At 72.2% G+C, this 26,453-nt stretch carries 25 protein-coding genes; 11 read left to right on the top strand and 14 right to left on the bottom strand.

Annotation, left to right across the window (positions count from 1 at the left end):
* Positions 1–25: 25 nt before the first annotated feature.
* Positions 26–1,237: a glycosyltransferase family 4 protein gene (locus tag ACFQW6_RS22165; protein WP_378550776.1), complete on the bottom strand. Its 1,212-nt coding sequence runs from the start codon at positions 1,235–1,237 to the stop codon at positions 26–28.
* Positions 1,238–1,379: 142 nt separating this feature from the next.
* A complete protein-coding gene (locus tag ACFQW6_RS22160; RefSeq protein WP_378550727.1) occupies positions 1,380–1,637 on the bottom strand; it encodes a hypothetical protein in 258 nt (85 codons plus the stop codon).
* A gap of 230 nt (positions 1,638–1,867) precedes the next feature.
* Between ACFQW6_RS22160 and ACFQW6_RS22155 the strand changes: the two genes are divergently transcribed.
* Genes ACFQW6_RS22155 through ACFQW6_RS22135 form a run of 5 tightly spaced genes read left to right on the top strand, consistent with a single transcriptional unit; the run spans position 1,868 to position 4,993 of the window.
* Positions 1,868–2,965: a sigma-70 family RNA polymerase sigma factor gene (locus ACFQW6_RS22155; protein WP_378550725.1), complete on the top strand. Its 1,098-nt coding sequence runs from the start codon at positions 1,868–1,870 to the stop codon at positions 2,963–2,965.
* Complete coding sequence (locus tag ACFQW6_RS22150; protein WP_378550723.1) at positions 2,962–3,897, top strand: STAS domain-containing protein; 936 nt, start codon at positions 2,962–2,964, stop codon at positions 3,895–3,897. Before ACFQW6_RS22155 ends, ACFQW6_RS22150 begins: the two co-directional genes overlap by 4 nt.
* Positions 3,887–4,264, top strand: a complete 378-nt coding sequence (locus ACFQW6_RS22145; RefSeq protein ID WP_378550721.1) for an STAS domain-containing protein — start codon at positions 3,887–3,889, stop codon at positions 4,262–4,264. The genes ACFQW6_RS22150 and ACFQW6_RS22145 overlap by 11 nt, the downstream gene beginning before the upstream one ends.
* Positions 4,249–4,590, top strand: coding sequence for a phosphatase RsbU N-terminal domain-containing protein (locus tag ACFQW6_RS22140; protein ID WP_378550719.1), 342 nt, complete (start codon positions 4,249–4,251; stop codon positions 4,588–4,590). Before ACFQW6_RS22145 ends, ACFQW6_RS22140 begins: the two co-directional genes overlap by 16 nt.
* 16 nt (positions 4,591–4,606) lie before the next feature.
* Positions 4,607–4,993: an HNH endonuclease gene (locus tag ACFQW6_RS22135; RefSeq protein WP_378550717.1), complete on the top strand. Its 387-nt coding sequence runs from the start codon at positions 4,607–4,609 to the stop codon at positions 4,991–4,993.
* On the opposite strand, the gene ACFQW6_RS22130 is transcribed toward ACFQW6_RS22135, so the two are convergent.
* Positions 4,953–5,234 (bottom strand): hypothetical protein, encoded by a 282-nt coding sequence (locus tag ACFQW6_RS22130; protein WP_378550715.1) that lies wholly within the window; start codon positions 5,232–5,234, stop codon positions 4,953–4,955. The genes ACFQW6_RS22135 and ACFQW6_RS22130 overlap by 41 nt on opposite strands.
* A gap of 39 nt (positions 5,235–5,273) precedes the next feature.
* Between ACFQW6_RS22130 and ACFQW6_RS22125 the strand changes: the two genes are divergently transcribed.
* Complete coding sequence (locus tag ACFQW6_RS22125; protein ID WP_378550713.1) at positions 5,274–5,783, top strand: metallophosphoesterase family protein; 510 nt, start codon at positions 5,274–5,276, stop codon at positions 5,781–5,783.
* Here the strand turns inward: ACFQW6_RS22125 and ACFQW6_RS22120 are convergent.
* Positions 5,743–6,303, bottom strand: coding sequence for a DUF2243 domain-containing protein (locus tag ACFQW6_RS22120; protein ID WP_378550711.1), 561 nt, complete (start codon positions 6,301–6,303; stop codon positions 5,743–5,745). The two genes, ACFQW6_RS22125 and ACFQW6_RS22120, sit on opposite strands and share 41 nt — an antisense overlap.
* A 198-nt stretch (positions 6,304–6,501) precedes the next feature.
* Here ACFQW6_RS22120 and ACFQW6_RS22115 point away from each other — a divergent pair, with 198 nt between their 5' ends.
* The 4 genes from ACFQW6_RS22115 to ACFQW6_RS22100 all read left to right on the top strand — a co-directional run bounded on the left by ACFQW6_RS22115 (position 6,502) and on the right by ACFQW6_RS22100 (position 12,551).
* Entirely contained in the window at positions 6,502–8,358 is a 1,857-nt protein-coding gene (locus ACFQW6_RS22115) for an AMP-dependent synthetase/ligase (protein WP_378550709.1), read from the top strand.
* Positions 8,355–9,248 (top strand): glycerophosphodiester phosphodiesterase family protein, encoded by an 894-nt coding sequence (locus tag ACFQW6_RS22110; RefSeq protein ID WP_378550707.1) that lies wholly within the window; start codon positions 8,355–8,357, stop codon positions 9,246–9,248. The genes ACFQW6_RS22115 and ACFQW6_RS22110 overlap by 4 nt, the downstream gene beginning before the upstream one ends.
* Positions 9,245–10,318 (top strand): hypothetical protein, encoded by a 1,074-nt coding sequence (locus ACFQW6_RS22105; RefSeq protein WP_378550705.1) that lies wholly within the window; start codon positions 9,245–9,247, stop codon positions 10,316–10,318. The genes ACFQW6_RS22110 and ACFQW6_RS22105 overlap by 4 nt, the downstream gene beginning before the upstream one ends.
* 82 nt (positions 10,319–10,400) lie before the next feature.
* A complete protein-coding gene (locus tag ACFQW6_RS22100) occupies positions 10,401–12,551 on the top strand; it encodes an MMPL family transporter (RefSeq protein ID WP_378550703.1) in 2,151 nt (716 codons plus the stop codon).
* A gap of 5 nt (positions 12,552–12,556) precedes the next feature.
* Here the strand turns inward: ACFQW6_RS22100 and map are convergent, their stop codons facing one another.
* The 6 genes from map to ACFQW6_RS22070 form a co-directional block, all read right to left on the bottom strand.
* Entirely contained in the window at positions 12,557–13,333 is a 777-nt protein-coding gene (gene map, locus ACFQW6_RS22095) for a type I methionyl aminopeptidase (protein WP_378550702.1), read from the bottom strand.
* A gap of 10 nt (positions 13,334–13,343) precedes the next feature.
* Positions 13,344–14,033, bottom strand: a complete 690-nt coding sequence (locus ACFQW6_RS22090) for a hypothetical protein (protein WP_378550700.1) — start codon at positions 14,031–14,033, stop codon at positions 13,344–13,346.
* Positions 14,034–14,084: 51 nt separating this feature from the next.
* On the bottom strand, positions 14,085–15,317 hold the full coding sequence (locus ACFQW6_RS22085) for an ROK family protein (protein ID WP_378550698.1): 1,233 nt from the start codon (positions 15,315–15,317) through the stop codon (positions 14,085–14,087).
* Positions 15,318–15,324: 7 nt separating this feature from the next.
* Positions 15,325–16,620, bottom strand: coding sequence for a sugar ABC transporter permease (locus ACFQW6_RS22080; protein WP_378550696.1), 1,296 nt, complete (start codon positions 16,618–16,620; stop codon positions 15,325–15,327).
* 20 nt (positions 16,621–16,640) lie between these two features.
* Positions 16,641–17,417 carry an ATP-binding cassette domain-containing protein gene (locus tag ACFQW6_RS22075; RefSeq protein ID WP_378550694.1) on the bottom strand — a complete coding sequence of 259 codons (777 nt, stop codon included), beginning with the start codon at positions 17,415–17,417 and terminating at the stop codon, positions 16,641–16,643.
* A 117-nt stretch (positions 17,418–17,534) separates the two neighbouring features.
* The gene (locus tag ACFQW6_RS22070; protein ID WP_378550692.1) at positions 17,535–18,638 is read right to left on the bottom strand and encodes a sugar ABC transporter substrate-binding protein; all 1,104 of its coding nucleotides are present in this window, start codon (positions 18,636–18,638) and stop codon (positions 17,535–17,537) included.
* A gap of 204 nt (positions 18,639–18,842) precedes the next feature.
* On the opposite strand from ACFQW6_RS22070, the gene aceB reads away from it, so the two are divergent.
* Complete coding sequence (gene aceB, locus ACFQW6_RS22065; protein WP_378550690.1) at positions 18,843–20,423, top strand: malate synthase A; 1,581 nt, start codon at positions 18,843–18,845, stop codon at positions 20,421–20,423.
* On the opposite strand, the gene ACFQW6_RS22060 is transcribed toward aceB, so the two are convergent.
* The 4 genes from ACFQW6_RS22060 to ACFQW6_RS22045 all read right to left on the bottom strand — a co-directional run bounded on the left by ACFQW6_RS22060 (position 20,380) and on the right by ACFQW6_RS22045 (position 26,431).
* Positions 20,380–21,771 carry a guanine deaminase gene (locus ACFQW6_RS22060; RefSeq protein ID WP_378550688.1) on the bottom strand — a complete coding sequence of 464 codons (1,392 nt, stop codon included), beginning with the start codon at positions 21,769–21,771 and terminating at the stop codon, positions 20,380–20,382. The two genes, aceB and ACFQW6_RS22060, sit on opposite strands and share 44 nt — an antisense overlap.
* 64 nt (positions 21,772–21,835) lie before the next feature.
* Complete coding sequence (gene xdhC, locus ACFQW6_RS22055; protein WP_378550686.1) at positions 21,836–22,651, bottom strand: xanthine dehydrogenase accessory protein XdhC; 816 nt, start codon at positions 22,649–22,651, stop codon at positions 21,836–21,838.
* A 1-nt stretch (position 22,652) separates the two neighbouring features.
* Positions 22,653–25,028: a xanthine dehydrogenase molybdopterin binding subunit gene (locus tag ACFQW6_RS22050; RefSeq protein WP_378550684.1), complete on the bottom strand. Its 2,376-nt coding sequence runs from the start codon at positions 25,026–25,028 to the stop codon at positions 22,653–22,655.
* Entirely contained in the window at positions 25,025–26,431 is a 1,407-nt protein-coding gene (locus tag ACFQW6_RS22045; protein WP_378550682.1) for a xanthine dehydrogenase small subunit, read from the bottom strand. The genes ACFQW6_RS22050 and ACFQW6_RS22045 overlap by 4 nt, the downstream gene beginning before the upstream one ends.
* Positions 26,432–26,453: the final 22 nt, after the last annotated feature.

The raw sequence follows: 26,453 nt of genomic DNA, 5'->3' as shown, positions 1-26,453 counted from the left end.
ACCGGCGCCGCGACAGCCCCTCGCCTCAGTTCTCGCCGGTGGACGGTGACAGCTGCTGCCCCAGGGCCTGCCGCGGGGCCGGGAGCGGGCTGCCCCCGGCGGAGCCCGGGAGCAGGGACCGGTAGACGTCGACGTACCCCTGGCACATCCGCTCCGCGTTGAACCGCGCGGCGCCGCGGCGACACGCCTCGGGGTCGATCTCGTCGATCCTGCCGACGGCCTCGACCATCTCGTCCACGTCGTCGCAGATGAAGCCCGTGACGCCGTCCTCGATGACCTCGGGCACCGAGCCGCGTCGGAGGGCGATCACCGGGGTGCCGGCGGCCAACGACTCGATCATCACGAGCCCGAACGGCTCGGGCCAGTCGCTCGGGAACAGGGTGGCGCGAGCACAGGCGTAGAAGGTCGGCTTCTCGTCCTCCGTGATCTCACCGACGAAGCGGACGTGGGAGCCCATCTGGGGCGCCACCTCCTCTTGGTAGTAGGCGACGTCGGTCGGATCGACCTTGGCCGCCAGCCGCAGGGGCACCCCGGTGCGCCGCGAGACCTCGATCGCCGTCAACGGCCCCTTCTCGTGCGCGATCCGGCCCACGAAGCCGAGATAGCCGTCGGAGTCGTGGGGCACGTCGCGGTAGTGCTGGAGGTCGAGGCCGTTGTGGACGGTGGCCGCCCAGGTCAGGTCGAGGTCCGCCACCGCACGTCGCTGGTCGTCGCTGATCGACACGAGCGGCACCGATCCGTAGCGGGGCAGGAGCTGGCGCACGAAGTCGAGGTCGAGGCGCCCGTGGAGGGTCAGCACCGTGGGCGTGGCGATGAGCCGCGTGAACGGCAACGCCAACAGGTCCAGGTGCGAGTGGATCACGTCGAAGTCGCCGGCGCGTGCCGCCAGCTCCGCCATCATCTCCAGGTGCAGGTGTGGCGCCACGCTGGCCATCTCGTGGGCGTCGAAGCGCTCGCGCAGCGGCTTCTCGAAGGCTTCCAGCCGCGCCTCGGTCGAGGAGGTCTCCGGCGCGAAGAGGGTGACGTCGTGCCCCTGCGCGACCAGCCCGTCGCAGAGCGTCGCGACCACGCGCTCCGTCCCGCCGTAGGCGCCGGGCGGGACCGCCTCGTAGAGCGGCGCCACCTGCGCGATGCGTAGTGGCGCCTCGGCACCGGTCCCGTTCGCCCTGGCGGCCGCCGGCACCGATCGTGCGGTGCGCCGTGCGAGCCCCTCCCCGTTCACCGTGCTCGTCTCCATCGTCACGCAGTCCCTCCATCTCGACGGCGCCCGAGCGACCGCATGCTTTCCTTCTCCGGCAACCCCCCGACCCCCGGGTCGTGCCCCGGAGTTGAGGACCGGCGGCGCCGCGGGGGGTAGTCGTGCACGGCGCCGCCGGCGGCTATTCGGTGCGGCCCGCTCCGCGGTAGTCGGCGACGAGGCTGCCCTTCTCCAGGATCCGGCGGACCAGCCGCCCGCCGGCGATCCTGATGTCCTCGTTGACCCTGAACGGTGTGGCGACGCGCATCCGCGACGCCGCGTCGACCGCCGCAGCGAGCGTCACCACGCGCTGCTCGAGCTCCGTCACGCGCGCCTCGAGGTCGCGTGCACGCTGCTGCGCAGCGTCACCGTTCCCCGGGTGTCCGTCCGGACCGTCCACGTGCGCCTCCTCGGTTGTCGTGCCGCGTCTCCGTCCCCATGACCCGCGAGTCGCCGGCGCATGACGCGAGCCCGAAGCCCGGACGGCCTCGATCCACGCTCGCGCGACCTCCATCGGCAGCACGCCCGAAGGGAGGTTCGCGTCATGCGCTCGGCCGAGGACGGTCATAGACTCGTGGAGGTCTACCCGAGGGGCCGCAGCTCCTGCTTCCCGGCGGGAAGGAGGACCCTGTGGCGACCGATGCGGTGCGGGGCGGTGGCGAGCCGCCGTACGACGAGCGCGCCCTGGTCGACCTCATCCCGACGGTCCGCCGGGTCGTCGGCGCGAGGATCAAGGATCCGCACACGCTCGAGGACCTCGTCCAGGAGACGTTGGCCCGGCTGATGTCCTCCTCGTCGCGCATCGATCCCGACAAGCTGTCGCACTACGCGTCGGTCACGGCTCGGCACGTCGTGGCGTCGTACGCCGAGCGGAACGACCGTGCACGCAGCCGCTCCCACCTGCTCGCGGAGCCACCGGACGCGGAGACACCGGACGCGGACACGCCCACCGCGGGCGTCCTGCGGCAGGAGGAGCAGGAGTTCGTCGCCGCCGCGCTCGCCCACCTGTCCGCGGCCGACCGGGACCTCCTGCTGGCCCACGAGGTCGACGGTGACGACACCAGGACGATGGCGGACCAGCTCGGCTCCACCCCCGGGGCGGTCGCGGCGCGGCTGAACCGTGCGCGCGCGGGCCTCCGCGTCGAGTACCTCCTCGCCGCGGAGGGCGTCGAGCCGCCGACCGACCGTTGTCGACCCGTGCTGCGATCGCTGTCCACGGGCGACCGGCGTCGCCAGCGGGAGCTGGACGTCGACGCGCACCTGCTGGAGTGCCGCACGTGCGGCCACCTCGCCGAGGAGCTGTTCGAGCGTCGCGGGCAGCGGACGGACGAGGGCGTCCTCCGGGTGCCGGTGTCGCGGGACGCCGACGTCGTGCTCGCCCGCCAGAAGGGGCGCGAGGTGGCGGCCGCTGCCGGCTTCTCGGCATCGGACCAGACGGCCATCGCGACCGCCATCTCCGAGATCAGCCGCAACATCGTCAAGTTCGCCGAGCGCGGCGACGTGACCATGTCCGTGCTGTCCGAGGACGGGCGCACGGGCATCTCCGTCATCGCCCGCGACGTGGGTCCGGGCATCGTCGACGTGGACCGGGCGATGCAGGACGGCTTCAGCACCTACCGCGGACTCGGGCTCGGCCTGCCCGGTGCGAAGCGGCTGATGGACCGGTTCCACCTGAGCTCGACCCCGGGCGCGGGGACAAGGGTGACGATGGAGAAGTGGTTGCCGTGACGCGACGAGGACCCGACGCAGCACCCGACGAGAAGGACGGCGACGTCATGACCGATCACTCCAGCACCCAGACCGGTGCCGAGCGCGCACACGGCGAGGAGACCCTCCTCCCGGAGCTCGTGGCGCACCTGCGCGACCACCGGACACAGCTGCGGCAGCAGTGGGCCGAGCGGATCACCCAGGCCCACCTGCTGTCCGCGATGACGGCGCAGGAGGTGTTCTCCGAGGCGACCTCGGTGTACGACAACTACGTCGAGGTGCTCGAGACGGGCAGCGTGAAGGCGCTCCAGCACTACGCCCGCGACCTGTCCGAGCGCATCATCCCCCGGGGCGTCGAGACGCACGAGGTCGTCGGGATCGTCCTGCTGCTGCGCGACGTCCTGGCCCGCTCCCTGTTCGAGAAGTACCGCGAGGACTTCGACCTCCTCAACCAGGTGCTCGACGCGTACGAGCCGGCCGCGAACCGCATCGCCAACACGGTGGCCGTCAGCTTCGTCGAGCAGCGCGAACGGGTCATCCGGGAGCAGCAGGACGCGCTGCTGGAGTTGTCGACCCCGGTGCTGCAGGTACGCGAGCGGCTGCTGATCCTGCCGATCATCGGGGTGCTGGACGAGGACCGGGCCCGTCAGCTCACCGAGCAGCTCCTGCACGGGATCCGCGCGCACCGCGCCAAGCTCGTGGTCATCGACGTGACCGGCGTCCCGAACATGGACGAGGGGGTGGCCAACTCGCTCGTGGACACCGTGACGGCCTCCCGCCTCATGGGCGCCGACGTGATCATCACGGGGCTGTCGTCGGAGATCGCCCAGACCCTCGTCACCATCGGCGTCGACCTCAGCAAGATGCACACCGTCGGTGACCTCCAGGGCGGGATCGAGGAGGCGGAACGGCAGCTCGGGTTCCGCGTCTCGAAGGTGCCTGATGCCGACTGACGCCCGAGCACCCAGCGCTCCCCTGCCCGCCTCGATCCTGTCGCAGGGCCCCAACCTGATCGTCTCCATCCACACGGCCCTCGACGACGAGCAGCTGACCAGGCTGCAGCACGACCTGCTCGAGCGCGTGGGCCGCGACCGCTCACGCGGCATCCTCATCGACGTGGCGGCGCTCGACGTGCTCGACTCCTTCGCTGCCAACACGCTGGCCGAGCTCGCCTACATGGCGCAGCTGCGCGGCGCCCGGACGGTCGTGGTCGGGATCAGCCCCGAGGTCGCCATGACACTCGTGCGACTCGGCGTGCGGATCCCGCTGACGCAGACGGCGCTGGACCTCGAGGAGGGCCTCGAGTGGCTGGCGACCTGACGGACCCGCTCGAGCGCCTGCGCCTCGACTACGCGCCGCTGCTGCTGCGCTACCTCACCCAGCGCGACGAGACCGGGCTGCAGGCGGCCTACCAGCTCGGTCGCGACGCGATGCGGGAGTCGATCGGCCTGCTCGACGTCGTACGCGTGCACAACGACGTGTCCCTCGAGGTCCTCGCCACCGCCCGCGACGTCGCGGAGGCCCGCGACCTGGCGGAGGCCGCGTCCACGCTGCTCATCGATCTCGTCGCGGCCTTCGAGGTCGCCCAGCTGGGTTTCATGGATGCCCGGCGCGAGGGCGGGTCGTCGGGCCAGCACCTACTCTGACTCCTACCCTGACTCCATGCCAGCGCCACGCACCCGCCGCGCGAGAGCGGCCCGGAAGCGCCAGCGCCGGATGGCGAGCGTCGAGCACGACCTCAGCCCGGGCGAGTGGACCGCGCTGCAGGAGGCATGGGGCGGGTGCGCCTACTGCGGCGCGACGGGCGGGCCCGTGCAGAAGGACTGCGTGCTCCCGATCTCACGCGGCGGGCGCTACACGCTGCTCAACGTCGTCCCCGCCTGTGCCTCGTGCAACGCGAGCAAGTGCAACGACGAGGTCACCGGCTGGCTGCGCCGCAAGCGGCTCGACGAGCGCGCGTTCCTGGTGCGTCTCGCGACGGTCCACGCCGAGCTCCGGCAGTCGGGGGCTACAGCGGCGTGTCCTCCGGCACCACCCGCAGCACGCTGAGCGTCCCGGCCTCCCGACCCACCACGACCTTCACCCCGTCCAACCGCTCGAGGGCGGCGCGTACGTCGTCGACCTCGAGCCGCGTGTCGACGGCGATGTCGGCGTCGCGGACCGGCACGGTCGTCTCCGGCCAGTCGGACGAGTCGACCTCGAAGGGGTCGAAGTCGGTCTGGGCCGCCGACCACAGCTGCAGCGCGGACTCGGCGACCATGTCGTCGGTGGTGGACTGATCGGGCGTCATGCGTCGAAGGTACCCATCTCCGTGCAGTTGACTGGTGCCATGGCCACCCGACTCCTCATGCTGGCGGACACGCACGTCCCCAAGCGTGCCCGCGACCTCCCGGCAGAGGTGTGGCGGGCCGTGGAGGAGGCGGAGCTCGTCGTCCACGCGGGCGACTGGGTCGACGTACGTCTCCTCGACGAGCTGGAGGAGCGGTCGGCCCGCCTCGTCGCGTGCTGGGGCAACAACGACCACGGCGAGCTGCGCGAGCGGTTGCCCGAGGTCGCGCGCGTCGAGGTCGAGGGCGTCCGTCTCGGCGTGGTCCACGAGACCGGGCAGGCGAAGGGCCGTGAGGAGCGCATGAGCGTCGACCACGCCGACCTCGACGTGCTCGTGTTCGGCCACAGCCACATCCCGTGGGACACCGTCACCGCCACCGGGCTCCGGCTGCTCAACCCCGGCTCCCCCACCGACCGGAGACGGCAGCCGCACTGCACCTACCTGACCGCCACGGCCGAGGACGGTCGGCTCAGGGACGTCGTCCTGCACCGGCTCCCGCCGCGGGCGTAGGAACCCACCCGCGGTCGTCGAGCGAGCGCGACCCCGCCCGCACCATCACCCAGCCCACGGCGACGAGCACCGCACCGAACGCGAGGAAGCCCAGGTCCCAGGCGAGGGGGCCGCCGAGGTCGTCGCGCACGTGGTGCACGCCGAGCAGCTGGTGGTCGACGAGGCCCTCGACGACGTTGAAGCCGCCCCAGCCGGCGAGCAGCCCACCGAGGTGGAGACGCCAGCTCGGCGGCAGCCGCCCCTGCCTCCACTGGGCGAGCGTCACGACCGAGGCGCCCACCACGACCATCCAGGTGACCAGGTGGAAGAAGCCGTCGGCCAACGTGTTGACCTCGAGCCCCGCCACGGTCGTCACGGGGTGGTCACCGGTGGCGCTCACCATGTGGTGCCACTGGAGGATCTGGTGCAGGACGATCCCGTCGACGAAGCCGCCCAGCCCGACGCCGTACATCAGGCTCGCGGCGGCGGACGGAGGTTCTCCCACGGAGCTCGGCCCGGAAGTCGGCACGGAGGTCGGCATGGATCCCCGGTACCCACGCGGCCCGGCGTCAGGCGTCGGGGCCGTCCGGCTCCCGGGTGAGGAAGTCCTCGTTGGTGCACTCGCGCACGTCGACGGTGGGATCGCCGCCACCGACCCTAGCCAGCGGGGCCGCGGCGCACCATGATGTGACCCCCGCCACACCCCCCGCCATCGCCCCCACCATCACCAGGAGCCGAGATGACCGCCACCGAGACCGAGCCCGACGTCCTGGCGGTGCGCGAGGAGTACGAGGCCCGCATCCTCGGGCTGCACATGCCGGCCACCGTGCGGAAGGCCGCGGAGACGTACGGCGACGCACCGGCCTTCTCCGACAAGTTCGACGTGCCCGAGGGCGAGACGTGGTCGACGATCAGCTGGACCGAGACGTGGGACCTGACCCGCCGGGTCGCCGCCGCCCTCGTCGACCTCGGCGTCGAGCCGGGCGACCCCGTGGCGATCATGGCCGCCAACCGCACCGCGCACACGCTGGCCGACTACGGCGCGATGACCGCGGCCGCCGTGCCGATGTCGATCTACAACACCCTCGCCCAGGACCAGGTCGCCTTCATCGCGGGCGAGTCGCGCCCCGTCGTGGTGGTGCTCGAGGACCACGACCGCTACCAGCGGTGGGAGCGGGCCCTGGACGAGGTGGACTCCATCCGCCACCTGGTCATGCTGTCCGACGCCGACCGCGTCGACGACCCGCGGGTCATGACGTGGCCCGACCTCCTGGCCCGCGGCGACGACACCGGCGCCGTCGACGAGCGGATGGAGCGGATCACCCCCGACCTGCCGGCGACGTTCCTCTACACCTCCGGCACCACGGGCAACCCCAAGGGCGTGGTGCTCACCCACCACAACGTCATGTACGAGGCGGTCTCCACCCTCGACGCCGGCGGCCTGCACGGCCCGCAGCGAACGATCAGCTACCTGCCGCTCGCGCACATCGCCGAGCGCATCCTAGCGACGTACGCTCCCCCGTTCCTGGGCAGCCACGTGCACGCGATCCCGGACCCGGCGGGCCTCCTCGGTGCGCTGGGCGAGGTGCACCCGACGGCGTTCTTCGGCGTCCCGCGCGTCTGGGAGAAGATCAAGACCGGCATCTCGGCCAAGCTCGCCGACGACCCCGACCCCGCCAACCAGAAGATGGTCACCGACGCGATGGCTGCGGGTCTCGCGTGGACGCAGGCCCACGAGTACGGCAACGCGATGACGCCGGAGGTCGAGGAGGCCTTCGCCAGGGCCGACGAGGCGATCCTGGCGTTCCTGCGGCTGCTGCTCGGCCTCGACCAGGTGCAGTGGGCCGCGAGCGCCGCCGCCCCGATGCCGCTGGAGGTCGCCAAGTTCATGGGCGGGCTCGGCGTGCCGGTGTACGACGTCTACGGCATGACCGAGACGACCGGGGCCTTCACCTCCAACGGACCCGACGCCTTCAAGCTCGGCACGGTCGGGCGGCCCAACCCCGGCGTCGAGGTGCGGCTCGCCGAGGACGGCGAGATCCTGTGCCGGGGCCCGGTCAACACCCCCGGCTACTACAAGCAGGAGTCCGCGACCCGCAACCTCATCGACGACGACGGCTGGATCCGCACCGGGGACATCGGCACGGTCGACGAGGACGGCTTCTACTCGGTGGTCGACCGCAAGAAGGAGCTGATCATCACCTCGGCGGGCAAGAACATCGCACCCTCCAACATCGAGAACTACCTCAAGGAGTCCCCGATCGTCGGCCACGCGATGGCGCTGGGTGACGACCGCTCCTACGTCGTCGCGATCCTCACCCTCGACGGCGAGATCGCACCGCTCGTCGCGGCCAAGCTGGGCGTCGAGTTCACCGACCTCGCCGATCTGTCCTCCAAGCCGGAGATCCGCGCGATGGCGCAGGCCGCGGTCGACAAGGCCAACGAGCGGCTCTCGCGTCCCGAGCAGGTCAAGGCGTGGGAGCTGCTGCCCGACGAGTGGACCGCGGAGTCCGAGGAGCTGACGCCCACGTTGAAGCTCAAGCGCCGTGTCGTGAAGACCAAGTACGCCGACGTGGTGGAGAAGCTCTACACGTGACCTTCGACGCTCCGCCCCTGCACGTCTTCGACGTCGAGGCCCACCGCGGGGGCGCGGGGCTCTGGCCCGAGAACACCCTCGAGGCCTTCGGCCGGGCCCTCGCGCTCGGGGTCTCCACCCTCGAGCTCGACGTCCACCTGACCGCCGACGACGACGTCGTGGTCCACCACGACCCGACCGTCGCGGACGCGAGGAGGATCCGCGAGCTCGCCCGGGCCGACCTGCCGCCGTCGATGCCGCTGCTCCGGCAGGTCGCCGCGCTCCTCGCCGAGCGCGGCGCCGACCCGGTGCGGGTCAACCTCGAGATCAAGTACGACGCCCTCGACGCCAGCGGCCTCACCACCCGCGAGGCGTTCGTCGCGCGGGTCGTCGACGCGTTGCGCGTCGACGGGCTCGTCGCCCGCACGAGCATCCAGTGCTTCGACTGGGGCGTGCTGGACCGCGTCGGCACGGCCGAGCCGTCCCTCGCCCGCAACCTGCTCGTCTCGCCGAAGTACCTCCGGGGCACCGACGGCGCGCCGTCGCCGTGGTTCGACGGCCTCGCGGTGGACGACGACTTCGTCGTGACCGCCGCCCGACAGGGCTTCACGGCGATCTCGCCGATCCACGGGTCGCCGTTCCGCTCGGGCGTGGACGACCCGGCGTACCAGCCCTTCGCGACGGCGGAGCTGGTCGACGCCGCCCACGCCGCGGGGCTGGCGGTCGTGCCCTACGTCGTCGACGACGCGCCCACCATGCGGCACCTCGTGCGCCTGGGGGTCGACGGCCTGATCACCAACCACCCCGAGCGGCTCCGGGACGTGCTCGCCGACGAGGGCCGCGACCTGCCACCCGCATTTCCCGGCGGCGCAGGCAACCTCCCACCCGTCCGGAGCGTCTCCTCGACATGACCACCTCGTTCCGCGCCGCCTCGCGCGCCGCCCTGGTGGCTGCCGCCACCCTCGCCCTCGCTGCCGGGCTGTCGCCGGCAGGCCCCGCGACCTCCGCCGCCGACACGGGCAGCCGTCGTGCTCCCACGACCGTCCTCGACGTCCGCGGCCTCCAGCAGGGAGCCCCACCGGCGGTCGCCTGGAGCGAGCGGCGGTCCGGCCGGACCGTCATCCACGGGTCCGGCGGCACCCGCACACCCGCGCCCAACCGCCTCGACCAGCTCGCGCCGATGGGCTCCGGCCACGTCATCCAGACCATCGGTGCCGGTGGCGCCAGGACCCGCTGGATCGGTGCCGACGGCACCCCCGGCCCACGCGAGTGGCGCACCGGCTACGGCCTGGCGGTCTCCGCGCAGGGCAGGGCCGTCGCCTTCTCGGGCAGGGCCGGCAAGGTCTGGTCGATCGACGAAGCGGGCGACCGGGTGCTGTCGTTCAACCCGGTGCCGATCTCCGGCAAGGGACAGGCGGTGGCTCTGTTCGGCGAGGACTGCAAGGAGAGCGCGACCAGCACGGGGTGCTCGGTCTACGTCAACGGGCCCCGCCGCGCCTACTACACGACCTCGCACGGCATCGTCGACCGGCCGCCGCACCTGCGACTCGCCTCGACCGGGCGCGGGCGGTGGATCGGCGGGATCACCTCGCTGAGCGACACGGGCTCCTGCAGCGCGATGCTGCGCAGCTGGAAGGTGAGGTGGCGCACCTGCGACAACCAGCTCTCCGACATCTCCCCGGACAACCGCCACGTCCTCGGCACCCCGGCGTACGCCGACGGCTTCGGCCCCACGACGCTCGACCTCCTCACCACCGCCGACGGCACGGTGGTGAGGTCGTTCACCTCGGCCCGCAGCGGCCGCTCGGCGACGTACTTCGACGAGGTCTGGGAGGACGCCGGGCACGTGCTCGTCGTGACCTACCAGGCCGACCGGTGGGCCGTCGTGCGGCTCGGCGTCGACGGCTCGATGGAGTACGCCGTCGCGCCCCGGCGCGGGACGATCGACGTCCGCGCGCCGTTCCAGCTCCAGACCCGCTGAGCGGGGCGTCGGCCCCACCCTGTCTAGACCTCAGGGTAATTACCGATGCACGCACCGGCCCCGGGCTGGTCAACTGAAACACATGCACCGACAGATCGCTGGGATCCTGACCGGCCGCGTGACCAAGTGGATCGTCCTCGTGGCGGTCCTGGTGATCACCGGGATCATGGCCACCTTCTCGGCCAAGCTCACCTCGGTCCAGAACAACGAGGCCTCCTCGTGGCTGCCCGAGTCGGCGGAGTCGACCCAGGTCCTGGAGGAGCTGTCCGAGACCGTCGACCCCAACGACATCCCCACCCTGGTCGTCTACCACCGTGACGGCGGACTGACCGAGGACGACCTCGCCCAGCTCGAGGCGGACGGCCCGGAGATCGCCGAGCTCGACGGCATCACCGACCAGGGCGTGCTGACGCCGGCGGCCGCCGAGGCGGCCGCGGCCGAGGGGGCGCCGGTGCCGACGCTGGTGTCCGACGACGGCGAGGTCGCCTACCTCTACTTCGTGCTCAACTTCGGGACCGACGGCTGGAACGCCATCCCCGACGCCGCCGACGAGATCCGGGACATCGCCACGCTCGACGGCGGAGAGGTCCACCTCGCCGGCTACGGCGGCCAGGCCGCTGACTCCGCCGAGGCGTTCGAGGGCATCGACACCAACCTGATCTTCGCGACGCTCGCCGTCGTCATCGTGATCCTTCTCTTCACCTACCGCAGCCCGATCCTGTGGCTGCTGCCGATCCTGTGTGCCGTCTCGGCCAACTTCATCGCGACCGGCCTGGTGTACCTCCTCGCGAAGTACGCCGACCTCACGGTCAACGGCCAGAGCCAGGCCATCCTCAGCATCCTGGTGATCGGAGCCGGCACCGACTACGCGTTGCTGCTCGTCGCCCGCTACCGGGAAGAGCTCCGTCGTCACGAGGACCGCCACGAGGCGATGGCGTTCGCGCTCCACCGCGCCGCGCCGGCGATCTTCGCCAGCGCCGCGACCGTCGCCGTCGGCATGCTCTGCCTGTCGTTCGCCGACCTCAACTCCACCGCCGGGCTCGGCCCGGTCCTCGCCATCGGCGTCGCCGTCACCATGCTCGTGATGGTGACGCTGCTGCCGGCGCTGCTGGTGATCTGCGGCCGCTGGGTTTTCTGGCCCAAGCGCCCCGCCTACCGCAGCGCCGAGCCCACCGCCGACGGCTTCTGGGCCCGCGTCGGTCGCGCGATCAGCCACCGCCCGCGTCGCGTCTGGGTCACGACCACCGGTCTCCTGCTGCTGGCCTGCCTCGGCCTCTTCCGGCTCGACGCGTCCGGGCTCTCCACCGAGGACACCTACACGAAGGAGTTCGACTCCATCAAGGGCCAGGCGCTGCTCACCGACCACGGTCTGGCCGACAACTCCAACACGATCCAGGTGGTCACCAACGCCGACCAGGCAGCCGATGTCGCGGCGTCGCTGGAGGGCGTCGAGGGCCTCGGCGCCCCGGGCGAGGTCCAGCCGATCTCCGACGACCGGGTGTGGTTCGAGGCGACCGTCAACGCCGACATCTCCTCCAGCACCGCGGCCGACATCGTGGAGTCCAGCCGCGAGGCCGTCGACGGGGTGACGGGTGCCGACGCGGTCGTCGGAGGTGGTGCCGCGTTCTACCTCGACACCAAGATCGCCTCCGAGCGCGACAGCTGGGTCATCATGCCGCTGGTCCTCGCCGTGGTGCTGCTGATCCTGATCGGCCTCCTGCGGGCGCTGGTCGCGCCGTTGATCCTGATCGCGACCGTGGTGCTGTCCTTCGGCGCCGCCCTCGGCATCTCGGCGCTGCTCTTCGAGTACGTCTTCGGCTTCGCCGGGTCCGACCCGGGGTTCCCCTTGTTCGCCTTCGTGTTCCTCGTGGCGCTGGGCATCGACTACAACATCTTCCTGATGACCCGGGTGAGGGAGGAGACCGTCACCTACGGCACCCGCAAGGGATCGCTCATCGGCCTGGCCTCCACCGGAGGCGTGATCACCTCGGCCGGCATCGTCCTCGCCGCCACCTTCCTGGTGCTCGGCTCGCTGCCGCTGGTGTTCCTCGCCGAGCTGGGCGTGGCCGTGGCTCTCGGCGTCATGCTCGACACGCTGGTCGTCCGGTCGGTCCTGGTCACGGCGCTGAACCTCGACCTGGGCGGCAAGATCTGGTGGCCGAGCAAGCTCGACTCAGCCGACACCCCGCTCACCGAGAGCGAGGCTGAGGCCCCGTTGGAGACCGTGCACTAGCGGCGTCAGGCGGAGGTCGCGAGGGTCAGGACCTCCGCACCGTCCTCGGTGATCGCGATGGTGTGCTCGCTGTGCGCGGTCAGGCAGCCGGTGGCGCTGCGCAGCGTCCAGCCGTCGTCGTCGGTGACCAGCTCGTCGGTGTCGGCCATGATCCACGGCTCGAGCGCCAGCAGGAGCCCGGGGCGGAGCTTGTAGCCACGGCCCGGTCGGCCGTCGTTGGACACGTGCGGGTCCTGGTGCATCGTCGTGCCGATGCCGTGGCCGCCGAACTGCATGTTGATCGGGTAGCCCGCGTCGTCCAGGACCGTGCCGATCGCGTGGGACAGGTCGCCGATCCGGGCCCCGGGGCCGGCGGCGGCGATGCCGGCGGCAAGCGCCCGCTGGGTGGTCTCGATCAGCTCGACGCTCCCGGCCGGGCGGCTCTCCCCCACCACGAAGCTGATGGCGGAGTCGGCGGCGACCCCGTCGAGACGGACCGCGAGGTCGAGGGTGAGCAGGTCGCCGTCGGCGAGCCGCTGGTCGCGCGGGCGGCCGTGGAGCACGGCGTCGTTGACCGCCGTGCAGACGTAGTGGCCGAACGGGCCCCGGCCGAAGGACGGGGCGTAGTCGACGTAGCAGGACTCGGCCCCGGCCTCGCGGATCATCTCGGCCGTCCAGCGGTCGAGGTCGAGCAGGTTGGTGCCGACCTCGCTGCGCAAGCGCAACGTCTGCAGGATGTCGGCGACGAGGGCGCCGGTGCGGCGGGCGCGGTCGACCTGGGCCGGGGTGAGGATCTCGATCATCGGGGCACCATCATCTCAGTCCCAGCCTCGCACACTGCTGGCGCGTGTCACCGTGGCAGAGGTCGTCGAGGGTGAGGATCCCTTCGGCCACCAGCACGGAGGTGAGGGTGTCGACGGTGACGTCGCGGTCGCTATAGAGCCACGACTCCACCCCGTCGACGTCCTCGCCGCCCTCCACGGGCTCGTCGGCGAGGTAGGCCACCGCCAGGTCGGCGGCGCGGTCGCTCATCGCTCCCGTCGGCACGTAGGTCATCGTCTTCTCCTCGCCGCGGACGATGTCGCGGGCAGCCTCCACGTCGGAGCCCGTCTGGCGGGGCAGCGAGCCACTCTCGAGGCCGACAAAGCGGTCGGAGCCCGGGACGGGCTCGCCCATCGAGATGACGGGCAGGTCGCCGCCGGTGAGGGTGGCGAGGTCGTCGGGGTCGACCGGCACCACGACCACCACTTCCGCCGAGTCGGCCTCGGCCTGGCGCGCCTGGCTCTTCTGGGTGGTGGCGTCGCCCTCGGCGTCGTACACCCGCACGCGGCACTCGTCGCAGGTCGACTCCACCCGGTCGGTCAGCCGGTCGACGTCCACCGCGCGGGACGAGGAGTCCGCGCCATCGGCCACGAGCACCGCGATGGTCGGCTCGTCACCGACGCAGCCCGACAGCAGTGGGGCGACGACGAGGGCGGCGGCGAGGAGTCGGGCGCGGAACATCCCGAGGAGGTTATCGGCTCACCGGTGCGATCACCGCGCCGGCGGCGCCACTCATCCGGCGAGCCGCGTGCCGACGCCGACGAGCGCCGTGCCGAGGGCGGCCACCGGGTCCACGAACAGGGGCTCGAGGGCGATCTCCGCGGCCCCCAGGAGCGAGGAGTCGGACCCGAGTCCCGGCAGGGTCAACGTCACCGACTCGAGAGGCGCCGGCAACGCGCGGTCGGCGAGCCCGGCCTCGACCTCGGGGCCGACGAGCGCGTAGAGGGAGCGGAAGTAGCCCCCCAGCACCACCTGGCGCGGATTGAAGACGTTGACGATGCTGGCCAGCCCGTGACCCAGCGCGGTCCCGGTGGCGCGGAGCGCCGGTGACGGCTCGCCGAACCCGTCGAGCACCTCGTCGAGCTGCGCCACCTTGTCCGCCGGGCAGTGGATGGCCTCGGCGATGGCGTGCGCCCCGACCTCGGTCTCCCAGCAGCCGCGGTTGCCGCAGTGGCACTCGCGACCCGCCGGGTTGAAGCGGAGGTGGCCGACCTCGCCGGCGTACCCCCCGGCGCCCTCCAGCCGGACGCCCCCGGTGATGACCCCGGCGCCGACGCCGACGTTGCCGGAGACGTAGATGAGGTCGTCCACCCCGACAGCCACGCCGCGGACGTGCTCGGCCAGCGCGCCGAGGTCAGCGTCGTTCGCGATCGACACCGGCACGTCGAGGCCCAGGGCAGCCAGCACGATGCCGCCGAAGGAGACGTCGTGCCACTCGAGGTTGGGGGCGAGACGGATCAGGCCGTCGCTGTTGCGCACGAGTCCGGGGACGCTGATCCCGATGCCGACCAGCTGCGCAGCGTCGGGGACCTCCTCCACGACGCAGCGGATCAGTCCGGCGACGGCGGCGCCCACCTGCCACGCCTCGCCGTCGCTGCGCACCGGCGCCTGCGCCCGCTGCATCACGCGCCCTCCCAGGCCGATGCGAGCCACGATCGCCCGGTCGACGCCGAGGTCCACCGCGATGACGAACGGCCCCTGGTCGGCGATGCGGACGCCGGCCGACGGCCGGCCGGCGCCCTGGCGCGGCGTGCCCTCGGCCGGGAGCACCCGCTCCGTGATGCCGAGTGCCTCCAGCTCGTTGACGAGCGCGGCGATGGTGCTGCGGTTCAGCCCCATGAGGCCGGTCAGCTCGGCGCGCGAGATCTGACCGGCTCCATGGACGTGCCGCAGCACGGTCCCGAGGTTGTGGCGCCGCGCGAGCTCCTGGTTGGTCCCCAGGCCCGGACGCCGGCGGGTGGTCATGTCGGGCCTACACGCCGGCCGAGGAGCGGCGGCGGCGCGAGATGGCGTCGACGCTCGCGGCGAGCAGGAGGACCCCGCCCGTGACGAGGAAGTTGATGTAGCTCGCCTGGTTGAGCAGCCCGAGGCCGTTGGGGATGGTCGCGATCACCAGGCCGCCGATGACCGCGTCGATCGCCCGGCCCCGGCCACCGAAGAGGCTGGTACCGCCGATGACGGCCGCGCCGACGGCGTACAGCAGCTCGTTGCCGCCACCGGAGCCCGGGGAGACCTTGCCGGTGTACGACGCGGCCAGCAGGCCGCTGAGGGCGGCCATCGAGGAGCAGATGATGAAGCCGGCGATCTTCACCCGGTTGACGCTGATGCCGGCCCGGCGAGCGGCCTCGGCGTTGCCGCCGACGGCATAGAGGTGCCGTCCGAAGCGGGTGCGACCGAGCACGAACGTCCAGAACAGCAGGAGCACGACCACGACCGGGAGCACCCACGGGATGCCGCTGATGTTGAACAGCGCCGGGTTGGGCGCGCGGTTGGCGCTGAGCAGCGCGGTGACACCGAGCACGATCGCGCCGAGCACCACGATCCGGATGATCACCAGGCCGAGCGGACGGTGGACCAGGCCCTTGGCGGAGAGGGTGCGGTAGCTCCACAGCGAGAGCGCGGCGTAGCCGACGACGATGAGGATCGCTGCAATCCAGCCGGCGGTCACCGGGACGTTCTTGATCGAGAGGCCGCGCAGCACCTCGTCGTTGAACCGCAGCGACCCGCCCGACCCGATCAGCTTGAGCGGGATCGCCTGCAGGGCGAGGAAGAACGCAAGGGTCACCACGAAGGACGGGATCCCGAGGAAGGCGACCAGGGACCCGATCGCGAGGCCGATCAGTGCTCCGGCGGCGACGCCGGCCAGGGTCGCTGCCCACCACGTCCAGTCGTAGTCGATGAGCATCAAGGCGATGATCGTCGCGCAGGCTCCGCCGGCGACACCGGCCGACAGGTCGATCTCGCCCAGCAGCAGGACGAAGACGATGCCCATGGCGAGCACGATGATCGAGCCGGACTGGATGACCAGGTTGGCCATGTTGTACGTCGTCAGGAAGCGGTCGTTCAGCGAGCTGAAGACGATGAACAGGAAGACGAGGCCGAGGATGGCGGGCAGGGAGCCCATGTCGCCGCCACGCAGGCGGTCGAGGTAGTCACGGGCCGAGTCCTTGATGGTCGCGGCCTGCACGTTGTCGCTGTCGAAGCCGGCCGGGGCTGACGACCCGGTGCCGGAGGGGCCGGCGTCGGTGGCGGTGCCTGAATCGGTCATGGTGAGGTCTCCAGTCCTTCTCAGACGGACGCGGTGGCGGGGTTCTCGGAGATGCCGAGGTCGCCGGAGCGTCCGGCGGTGATGAGCTCGACGACCTGGCTGTGGTTGACGTCCTTCGCGGGGACGTCGGCGGCCACCCGGCCGAGGTAGAGCGCGGTGATCCGGTCGGCGACCTCGAAGACGTCGCCCATGTTGTGCGAGATCAGCACGACGCCGAGGCCGCGGTCCGCGAGGCGGCGGACCAGGTCGAGCACCTGGCGCGTCTGCGCGACGCCGAGGGCTGCGGTGGGCTCGTCGAGGAGGACGACCTTGGAGTTCCAGAGCACGGCCTTGGCGATCGCGACCGTCTGGCGCTGGCCGCCGGAGAGGCTGGCGACGCTCTGGCGCACCGACTTCACGGTGCGCACGGAGAGGGACGCGAGGGTCTCGCGGGCGCGCGACTCCATGGAGATCTCGTCCAGGCCGACGCGCTTCTTCTCCTCGCGGCCGAGGAACATGTTCTGGACGATGTCGAGGTTGTCGCAGAGGGCGAGGTCCTGGTAGACGACCTCGACGCCGAGGCCGGCCACGTCGCGCGGACCGTGCACGTCGACCTTCGTGCCGTCGAAGAAGAAGTCACCGCTGTCGCGGCCGTAGATGCCGGCGATGATCTTGACGAGCGTCGACTTGCCGGCGCCGTTGTCGCCGACCAGCGCGGTGACCTGTCCGGGGTAGACGGCGAAGTCGACGTCGTGCAGCACGTGCACCACGCCGAAGCTCTTGTTGACGCCGCGCAGCTCGAGCAGCGGTTGAACCATGGTCCCACTTCCGATCAGCAGAATTTGTTGTGCGAGAGGACGGAGGACGACGCCCGGGCCGAGAGGTCCGGTCCGGGCGTCGTCGTACCGCTGAGGGTCAGGCTGTCCCGACCGGGATCAGGAGATGCCGGCCTCGGTGCACAGGTCGGCGAACTTGCCGGTGCAGACGTCCTCGGCCTTCTGGCCACCGTCGTCGATCACGTCGCCGACGTTGTCCTTCGTGATGGCCTGCGGCTCGAGCAGGATCGAGGGGACCTCGCTGTCATCGGAGGAGTCGACCGTGGTGCCCGTGGTCTCGGCCTCGTCACCGTTGACCAGCGCGATCGCGGCGTCGGCCAGCGCACCGGCCTCCTGCGTGGCGGACTTGTAGACCGTCATGCACTGGGTGCCGGCGAGCACGTTCTGCAGGCCCTCGACCGTGGCGTCCTGGCCGGTGACCGGGACCTTGCCGGCCTGGCCGTTGCCCTCGAGGATGCTGATCGCGGCACCGCCGAGACCGTCGTTGGCGGCGAGCACGCCGTCGACCTTGCCGTCCGCAGCGGTGTAGAGCTGCTGGAAGATCGTGGCCGCCTCCTCGTTGTCCCAGTCCGGGACCGCCTGCTCACCGACGACGGTGTAGTTGCTCATCTCGTCGAGCACGCTGTGCGCGCCCTCGGCGAAGAGCGTCGCGTTGTTGTCGGTGGGCGAACCGTTGAGGTAGACGATGTTGGCCTTCTTGTCGCCGAGGCAGTCCGCGAGGCCCTGGCCCTGCAGCTCGCCGACGACGGTGTTGTCGAAGGAGACGTAGTACTCCGCCGAGCCGCCGAGGGTCAGACGGTCGTAGTCGATCGTCGCGACGCCCTGGGACTTGGCCTTCTCCTGGATGGCCGCGCCGGACTCGGAGTCGAGGTTGACGATCGCCAGGACGGTGACGCCGTTGCCGATCATCGTGTCGGCGATCTGCGTCATCCGCTCGGCGTCACCCTCGGCGTTCTGGATGTCGTACTCGACGCCCGCCTCGTCGAAGGCCGCCTCGAGGGCCGGACGGTCCGCGCTCTCCCAGCGGACAGAGGACTCGGTGTCGGGCAGGATCACGCCGATCTTGCCGGTGGCCTCCGAGCTGCCGCCGCTGTCGCCGCTACCGCTGTCACTGCCGCTGTCACTGTCGTCGCTGCCGCAGGCAGTCAGTGCCATCGACAGGCCGAGCAGGGGGACGAGGACCAAACTGTGCTTCCGCTTCACGCGAACCGCCTCCTAGCGATCTGTCGTACGTCGGCTGCCGCTCAGCGCGGAGGCGCGTACATATGTTGTCCCACGCAACATATGGAGTGACCACCGTCACGTCCAGATCGCCGACCCGGCTGTTGCCGCTTCGTTACCAAAACGGGCTCGTGGGGCCGCTGTGGACTGGACCACCGGTGCGCGCCGACGGCTAGCGTGACAGCCATGACCGGCCTCGACGTGTCCGCCCCGCCCGTCCCACGGTCCGAGGAGGTGCTCACCTCCGAGGCGCTCGCCTTCGTGGCCGACCTCGACGCCCGCTTCCACGATCGTCGCGACGAGCTGCTCGCGGCGAGACGGACGCGACGGGAGGAGATCGCCCGGACCGGCCGGCTCGACTTCCTGCCCGGGACGGCGGACGTGCGCGACTCCGACTGGACGGTGGCACCCGTGCCTGCGGACCTGCGCGACCGCCGCGTCGAGATCACCGGCCCCACCGACCCGAAGATGGCGATCAACGCCCTCAATTCCGGCGCGCGGGTCTGGCTCGCCGACCTGGAGGACGCGAACACGCCGCACTGGCGCAACGTCGTCGGCGGCCAGCTCACCCTGCGCGACGCCGTCCGCGGACGCCTCGCATTCACCTCGCCCGAGGGCAAGGAGTACGCCGTCGCCGACCCGGCGAGCACCCCGGTGGTGCTCCCCCGCCCCCGCGGCTGGCACTTCGACGAGGCCCACCTCACCGCTGGCGGCCGCCCCGTCGTCGCGGCCCTGGTCGACTTCGGCCTGCACTTCTTCCACAACGCCCGCGAGCTCCTGGCCGCCGGTAGCGGGCCCTACTACTACCTGCCGAAGATGGAGTCGCACCTCGAGGCGCGCCTGTGGGACGACGTCTTCACCCACGCCGAGGCGTCACTCGGGGTGCCGCACGGCTCGGTGCGGGCGACCGTCCTGATCGAGACCATCACCGCGGCCTTCGAGATGGACGAGATCCTCCACGAGCTGCGCGACCACGCGGCCGGGCTCAACGCCGGCCGCTGGGACTACCTGTTCAGCATCATCAAGAACTTCCGCGACGCGGGACCCGGCTTCACCCTCCCCGACCGCAACGCGGTGACGATGGCGGCGCCGATGATGACGGCCTACAGCGACCTCCTCGTCCGGACCTGCCACCGACGCGGAGCCTTCGCGATCGGCGGGATGGCGGCCTTCATCCCGAGCCGGCGCGACCCCGAGGTCAACGAGCGCGCCTTCGCCAAGGTCCGCGAGGACAAGACCCGTGAGGCCCGCGCCGGCTTCGACGGCTCGTGGGTGGCCCACCCGGACCTGGTGCCGCTGTGCGAGGAGGTGTTCGACGCCGTCCTCGACGGGCGGGACAACCAGCTCGACGTGCTCCGTGACGACGTGGCGGTCTCGGCTGCCGACCTGCTGGCGGTCGGCGAGACGCCGGGAGAGCGCACCGAGGCGGGGCTGCGCGGCAACGTGCGGATCGGCATGCAGTACCTCCACGCCTGGCTGTCGGGCAACGGCGCGGCAGGCATCGACAACCTCATGGAGGACGCCGCCACGGCGGAGATCTCCCGCTCGCAGGTGTGGCAGTGGGTCTACAACGAGGCCACGCTCGACACCGGCGAGGTCGTGACGCGCGAGCTCGTCGAGCGGCTGGTCGCCGAGGAGCACGAGGCCCTCGGCGGCGCGGTCGACGACGACGCCCGCCGGCTCTTCGTCGACTGCGCGCTGGGCGAGGACTTCCCCGACTTCCTCACCCTGCAGGCGTACGACGTCCTGCTGGCGCGGGGGGACTGACCGAGCCACTGGCCGAGGGACCGACCGGCCGGACGAACCCACCGGAGGCCACCTGGTCGCCACCGACCCACACGTCGGCGACGTCGGCGTCACCGGCGAGCGCGAACACCTTGCCGAGGGCCTCCTCCGGCGAGCCCGCGTGCCGCAGCCCGATGTCGAGCGCGGTGCCGACTGGCGGCCGCACGCAGATCGCGTCGAACTGCTTGCCCGGGCTCAGGTCTCCGGTCACGTCACCGAGGCCCAGCGCCGCCGCTCCCGCCGCGGTGCTCAGGTGCAGCAGGTGCCCCGCTGCCAGCGGCAGCCCGTCGGCGCCGAGCAGGTGCTGCAGGAAGTAGGCCTGCAGGCCCTCCTTGAAGATCGAGAAGCCGGTGCCCGCACCGACGTCACTGCCGAGCGCGACGCGCACGCCCGCCGCGACGTGGCGACGCAGCGAGAACATCCCCGAGCCGAGGGCGGCGTTGCTCGTCGGGCAGTAGGCCACCGCGGTGCCCCGGGCCGCCAGCACGGCGAGCTCGGCGTCGGTCGGGTGCACGTTGTGCGCCAGCACCGAGCAGCCACCCAGCAGGCCGTGGTGGTCGTAGGTGTCGACGTAGTGGTCCCGGTGCGGGAACTGGTCGGCGACCGTGGCGACCTCGGCGTTGTTCTCGTTGACGTGCGAGGTGAAGCAGGCGCCGTCGACGGCGGCGAGGACGTCGGCGCACGCAGCCAGGATCGCGTCGGAGGCCGAGAGCGCGAAGCGCGGTGTGACGGCGTAGCGGAGCCGGCCGCGGCCGTGCCAGTCCTTCGCCAGCCGGACGGCCTCGTCGCGGGAGCGCTCGGGCGTGGTGAGCAGCGGCTCGGGCAGCACGCGGTCGCTGACCACGAGCCCGCTGGTGATCCGCAGCCCGAACCGCTCGGCCTCGGCGAAGAGGGCGTCGACCGCGGGCGCGAAGTGGGACCCGAAGACCAGCGACGTGGTCGTCCCGGCGGCGACGAGACCTGCCACGAGCTCGCCGGCCACCGTGGCGGCGTACGACGTCGAGGCGAGGCGCTCCTCCTCCGGAAGGGCGCACCGCTCGAGCCACTCGAGCAGCGGCATGCCGAGGGCGCCGATCACCCGCACCTGGGGGAAGTGGACGTGGGTGTCGACGAGGCCCGGCAGCAGCAGGCCGGACCGGAGGTCGATGACGGGCGCGTCGGCGCGGGAGGCGGCCACCGAGGCGAACGGGCCGCGGTCGGTGATCACCCCGTCGTCGGAGACGGCGAGCCCGAGGTCGTCGTCGTAGCGGAAGGCCGCGCCGCTCGTGGTGAACGGATCGTCGGGGGCGTCGTAGGCGCGGGCCCGGTAGACGACCCCCGCACCGCTCATCCGGGGTCCCCGCGGGGTTGTTCGGGGGAGCGAAGCGGAGGAGAAGAACGCCGTGGGGTGGTCTTCATCGGGAGATCCGTGCGTGGTCGGCGGCCAGGAGGTCCATCAGCTCGGCGGCGACCGAGACGGCGATCGCGGCCGGCACCTTGGAGGGGGGAGCGGGCAGCCCGATGGGGCAGCGGATGCGGTCGATCGTCGCGTCGTCGTGCCCCTCCACCGCGAGGCCCGTGCGGAAGCGGGCCCGCTTCGCCGCCGAGCCGATCAGCCCGACCGATCCGAGGTGGGTGCAGCGCAGTGCGGCGTCGCAGAGGGCGAAGTCCTCGGCGTGGTCGTGGGTCATCACCAGGACGTGGGTGCCGGCGGGGACCGCTCCGAGCGCCAGCTCGGGGACCGGCGAGTGGTGGACCCGCACGCGCGCCTCCCCGTCGGCCGGCAGTGCCAGGCGCTCGTCGGCGAGCAGGCCCGGGCGGGAGTCGACGAGGTGGAGCTCGAGGTCGTGGGCCGCCAGGATGCGGGCGAGCTGGAGGCCGACGTGGCCGATCCCGAAGACCGCCACGGAGCCCACCACCGGCAGCGGCTCGAGCAGCAGGGTGACCTCCCCGCCGCAGCACTGCCGGCCGTGGTCGGTGCGGGCCTTGTCGGTGAGGCCGAGGACGAGCTGCTCGGGGGCGTCGGCCCCCTCGTCGAGCATCGCCCGGGCGCGGGCGAGGGCCGTCTCCTCGAGGTTGCCGCCCCCGACGCTGCCCCACGACGCGTCCGCCGAGACGACCATCTTGGCGCCGGCGTCACGAGGGGCGTGCCCGCGGACGTCCGCGACCGTGACCAGCACCCCGGCCCGCCGCTGCTCCCGCAGCCTCTCGACCGCTCCCAGCCAATGCACGTCAGGCCTCCCCCGCCGCGCGGGCGGCCTGCTCGGACCGGGGGTGCAGGGCCGGCGCCTCCGGGTCCGGCCGGTCGGGCACGGCACCGGGCAGGCCCTCGACGACGTGGTCCGGGGCCGCAGCCCGGGCGCGCTCCGCCGCCCAGAAGACCGCTTCGGGCGTGGCCGGTGAGGCGAGCTCGACGCTGGCGCCCTCCGGTCCGAACGCCGCGACCGCCTCGCGCAGCGCCTCGCGCACCGCGAACGCCAGCATGAGGGGCGGCTCACCGACCGCCTTCGAGCCGTAGACCGCGCCGTCCTCGTGCGCGTGCTCGAGCAGGGCGACGTTGAACTCATCCGGCAGCTCGCCCAGGCTCGGCAGCTTGTAGGTGCTGGCGGACTGGGTGGTGAGCCGGCCGCGCCCCGGGCCGTGGGACTCGTCCCAGCGGAGATCCTCCATCGTCAGCCAGCCCACGCCCTGCACGAAGCCGCCCTCGACCTGCCCGAGGTCGACCAGCGGGGACAGGCTGTCGCCGACGTCGTGCACGATGTCGACGCGCCGGGTGCGGTGGGCGCCGGTGAAGCCGTCCACCTCGACCTCCGCCGCCGCGACGCCGTAGGCGAAGTACTTGAAGGGGTGCCCGCTCATCTGCGTGGAGTCCCAGTGGATCCCCTCGGTCCGGTAGAAGCCGGCCGCCCACAGCTGGACGCGGCTGAAGTAGGCCTCGCGGACCAGCTCCTCCCACGCCAGGCCCCGGCCCGCGTCGACCTCGCGCAGGCGGGCCAGGACCTGCTCGCAGGCGTCCTTGACCGCCCCGCCGTTGAGGTCGGTGCTGGAGCTCGCCGCGGTCGCGGAGGTGTTGGGCACCTTGTCGGTCCGGGTCGGCGCCACGCGGATCCTCGCGAGGGGTACGCCGAGGGTCGTGGCCGCCACCTGGAGCATCTTCGTGTGCAGCCCCTGGCCCATCTCGGTGCCGCCGTGGTTGATCAGCACCGACCCGTCCTTGTAGACGTGCACCAGTGCGCCGGCCTGGTTGAAGGCGGTGAAGTTGAAGGAGATGCCGAACTTCACCGGCGTCACCGCGAGGCCGCGCTTGCGGTGGCGGTGGGCGGCGTTGAAGGCCGCCACCTCCGCGCGACGGCGTACGACGTCGCCGCTGGCGAGCACCTGCTCCCACGCGGCGACCAGCCGCTCGGGGTGGCGGACCACCTGCCCGTAGGGCGTGGCCTGGCCGTCGACGTAGAAGTTGCGCCGACGCAGGTCGACCGGGTCGATCCCGAGCAGCGGGGCGCAGCGGCCCAGGATGTCCTCCACCACCAGCATCCCCTGCGGGCCGCCGAAGCCGCGGAACGCGGTCTGCGACGTCTTGTGGGTGCGCGCCACCCGGCCGTGCAGGCGCACGTGCGGGATCCAGTAGGCGTTGTCGACGTGGCACAGCGCCCGCGCCAGCACCGGCTCGCTGAGGTCGAGGCTCCAGCCGCCGTCGGAGGTCAGCGTCGCCTCGAGCGCGGTCAGCCGTCCGTCGTCGTCGAAGCCGACCCGCCACTGCGCGTGGAAGCCGTGGCGCTTGCCGGTCATCGTCATGTCGTGGGTGCGGCTGAGGCGCAGGCGCACCGGTCGGCCGGTAAGGACAGCCCCCAGCGCGGCGACGGCCGCGAAGCCGTGGGGCTGCATCTCCTTGCCACCGAAGCCGCCACCCATCCGCAGGCACTGCACGGTCACGTGGTGGCTGTCGAGGCCGAGCACGTGGGCCACGATCTCCTGCGTCTCGCTCGGGTGCTGCGTGCTGCTCTGCACGAACACCTGGCCGCCCTCGTCGACGAGGGCGAGCGAGGCGTGGGTCTCGAGGTAGAAGTGCTCCTGGCCGGCCATCTCCGTGACGCCGCTGTAGACGTGGCTCGCACCCGCCAGGCCGGCGTCGACGTCACCCCGGGCGATGACGGGCCGACCGCCCTGGAAGTGCTCGGCGTCGATCGCCTCGGTGAGCGACACGATCGCGGGGAGCGGCTCGTAGTCGACCTCGACGGCGGCCGCGCCGACGCGGGCCGCCTCGAGAGTGTCGCCCAGCACCCAGCAGACCGCGTGCCCGACGAACATCACGACGTCGGGGAACAGCGGCTCGTCGTGCTTCACACCGGCGTCGTTGGTGCCGGGCACGTCGTCGGCGGTCAGCACCCGCACCACTCCCGGTACGGCCAGGGCAGGCGCCGGGTCGACGCGGGTGACCCGGGCGTGCGGGTGGGGCGAGCAGACGGGGTGTGCGTGCAGGACGTGGGGCGTGCGGTGCACCAGGTCGTCGGTGTAGAGCGCGTGGCCGGTGACGTGCAGGGCCGCGCTCTCGTGGGGCAGGGCGAGGCCGACGACCGCGTCGTCGGGGCGCTCGGAGAGGTGGCTCACTGCGCACCTCCCTCGTCCCACGCCTCGTCCCACGCCTCGTCCCACCATGCCCTCAGGGCGTTGCCCAGCATCGCCGAGCGGTAGTTGGCGCTGGCCCGCTGGTCGTCGATCGGCGTGCCCTCCCCCGCCAGCACCCGGGAGGCCGCCTCGACCGTCTCCTGCGTCCACGGCCGCCCCTCGAGGGCGGCCTCGGTGTCACGGGCGCGCAGGGGCGTGGCCGCGACGCCGCCGAGGCCGATGCGAGCCCTCACGACCGTGCCGTCGACGACGTCGACGGCGGCCGCGACGGCGACGCTGGAGATGTCGTCGTAGCGCCGCTTGGCGATCTTGCGGAACGTGGTGTGGGCGGCGAGCGGCGTCGGCACCCGCACCGCCCGGACCAGCTCGCCGGACCGCAGCACGGTCTCTCGGTAGCCGGTGAAGAAGTCGGCCAGCGCGACCTCCCGGTCGCCGGTGCCAGAGGCGAGCAGCAGCGTCGCGTCGAGGGCGAGCAGGGCGGGGGCGAGGTCACCGATCGGCGACGCGGTCGCGAGGTTGCCGCCGATGGTGGCGCCGTTGCGGATCAGCGGCGAGGCGAAGACCGGCCAGACCTGCGCGAGCAGTGGCACGGTGTCGCCGAGCGCGGCCTCGACCTCGCTCAGGGTCAGCGCGGCACCGATCTCGACCGGACCGTCCGTCGAGACGCCGCGCAGCTCGGGCAGCCGGTCGACCGCGACGACGTACGACGCCCGGCGGCCGCGCAGGTTGGCCTCCACGCCCCAGTCGGTCGACCCGGCGACCACCACGGCGTCGGGGTGCTCGGCCAGCAGCGCGACGGCCTCGGCGAGGTCGGCGGGACGGGCGAACCCGTCCACCCGGGTCGGCACCACCGCGGGGGCGGGGCCTGCCTGCCGCTCGGCCAGCGGGTCCACGGGCGCGGGACTGCCGAGGGCCCGGGCCGCGTCGCGGATCGGGCGGTAGCCGGTGCAGCGGCAGAGGTTGCCGGCGATGGCGTGCAGGTCGAACCCGTCAGGACCTGTCTCGCGGCCGGGCCGGTAGTACTCCGCCGCCATCGAGCAGGCGAAGCCGGGCGTGCAGTAGCCGCACTGGGAGCCGCCTGCGGCGGCGAGCCCGGCCTGGACCGGGTGCAGCCGGTCGGGCGTGCCGAGCCCCTCAGCGGTGACGACCTCCTGCCCGTCGAGGGCGAGGGCCGGCACGAGGCAGGCGTTGACCGGCGTCCAGCGGCTGCCGGTCCCCTCGGGGCGGGCGACCATCACGGCGCAGGCACCGCACTCGCCCTCCGCGCAGCCCTCCTTGGCGCCGGTGAGACCGAGGCCGCGCAGGAAGTCGAGCGCGTTGGTGTGGGTGGGCGTCCCGGCGAGCGGGCGCGCCTCCCCGTTGACGGTGACCTGCGGATCCGGCACGTGCTCTCCCCTCGGGCAGCGC

This window comes from Nocardioides sp. GCM10028917 (assembly GCF_042666175.1).
GTDB lineage: Bacteria > Actinomycetota > Actinomycetes > Propionibacteriales > Nocardioidaceae > Nocardioides.
The sequence above is the reverse complement of the archived record's forward strand: the minus strand, read 5'-3'. Positions and strand labels throughout refer to the sequence as shown.

Bases quoted from the DNA above. Each gene is read 5' to 3' on its own strand.
- ACFQW6_RS22165 (WP_378550776.1), bottom strand. From the start codon at position 1,237: ATGGAGACGAGCACGGTGAACGGGGAGGGGCTCGCACGGCGCACCGCA.
- ACFQW6_RS22120 (WP_378550711.1), bottom strand. From the start codon at position 6,303: ATGCCGACCTCCGTGCCGACTTCCGGGCCGAGCTCCGTGGGAGAACCT.
- ACFQW6_RS22145 (WP_378550721.1), top strand. From the start codon at position 3,887: ATGCCGACTGACGCCCGAGCACCCAGCGCTCCCCTGCCCGCCTCGATC.
- aceB (WP_378550690.1), top strand. From the start codon at position 18,843: ATGACCGGCCTCGACGTGTCCGCCCCGCCCGTCCCACGGTCCGAGGAG.
- ACFQW6_RS22085 (WP_378550698.1), bottom strand. From the start codon at position 15,317: ATGACCACCCGCCGGCGTCCGGGCCTGGGGACCAACCAGGAGCTCGCG.
- ACFQW6_RS22125 (WP_378550713.1), top strand. From the start codon at position 5,274: ATGGCCACCCGACTCCTCATGCTGGCGGACACGCACGTCCCCAAGCGT.
- map (WP_378550702.1), bottom strand. From the start codon at position 13,333: ATGATCGAGATCCTCACCCCGGCCCAGGTCGACCGCGCCCGCCGCACC.
- ACFQW6_RS22090 (WP_378550700.1), bottom strand. From the start codon at position 14,033: ATGTTCCGCGCCCGACTCCTCGCCGCCGCCCTCGTCGTCGCCCCACTG.
- ACFQW6_RS22075 (WP_378550694.1), bottom strand. From the start codon at position 17,417: ATGGTTCAACCGCTGCTCGAGCTGCGCGGCGTCAACAAGAGCTTCGGC.
- ACFQW6_RS22135 (WP_378550717.1), top strand. From the start codon at position 4,607: ATGCCAGCGCCACGCACCCGCCGCGCGAGAGCGGCCCGGAAGCGCCAG.
- ACFQW6_RS22080 (WP_378550696.1), bottom strand. From the start codon at position 16,620: ATGACCGATTCAGGCACCGCCACCGACGCCGGCCCCTCCGGCACCGGG.
- ACFQW6_RS22060 (WP_378550688.1), bottom strand. From the start codon at position 21,771: ATGAGCGGTGCGGGGGTCGTCTACCGGGCCCGCGCCTACGACGCCCCC.
- ACFQW6_RS22115 (WP_378550709.1), top strand. From the start codon at position 6,502: ATGACCGCCACCGAGACCGAGCCCGACGTCCTGGCGGTGCGCGAGGAG.
- ACFQW6_RS22130 (WP_378550715.1), bottom strand. From the start codon at position 5,234: ATGACGCCCGATCAGTCCACCACCGACGACATGGTCGCCGAGTCCGCG.
- ACFQW6_RS22105 (WP_378550705.1), top strand. From the start codon at position 9,245: ATGACCACCTCGTTCCGCGCCGCCTCGCGCGCCGCCCTGGTGGCTGCC.
- ACFQW6_RS22100 (WP_378550703.1), top strand. From the start codon at position 10,401: ATGCACCGACAGATCGCTGGGATCCTGACCGGCCGCGTGACCAAGTGG.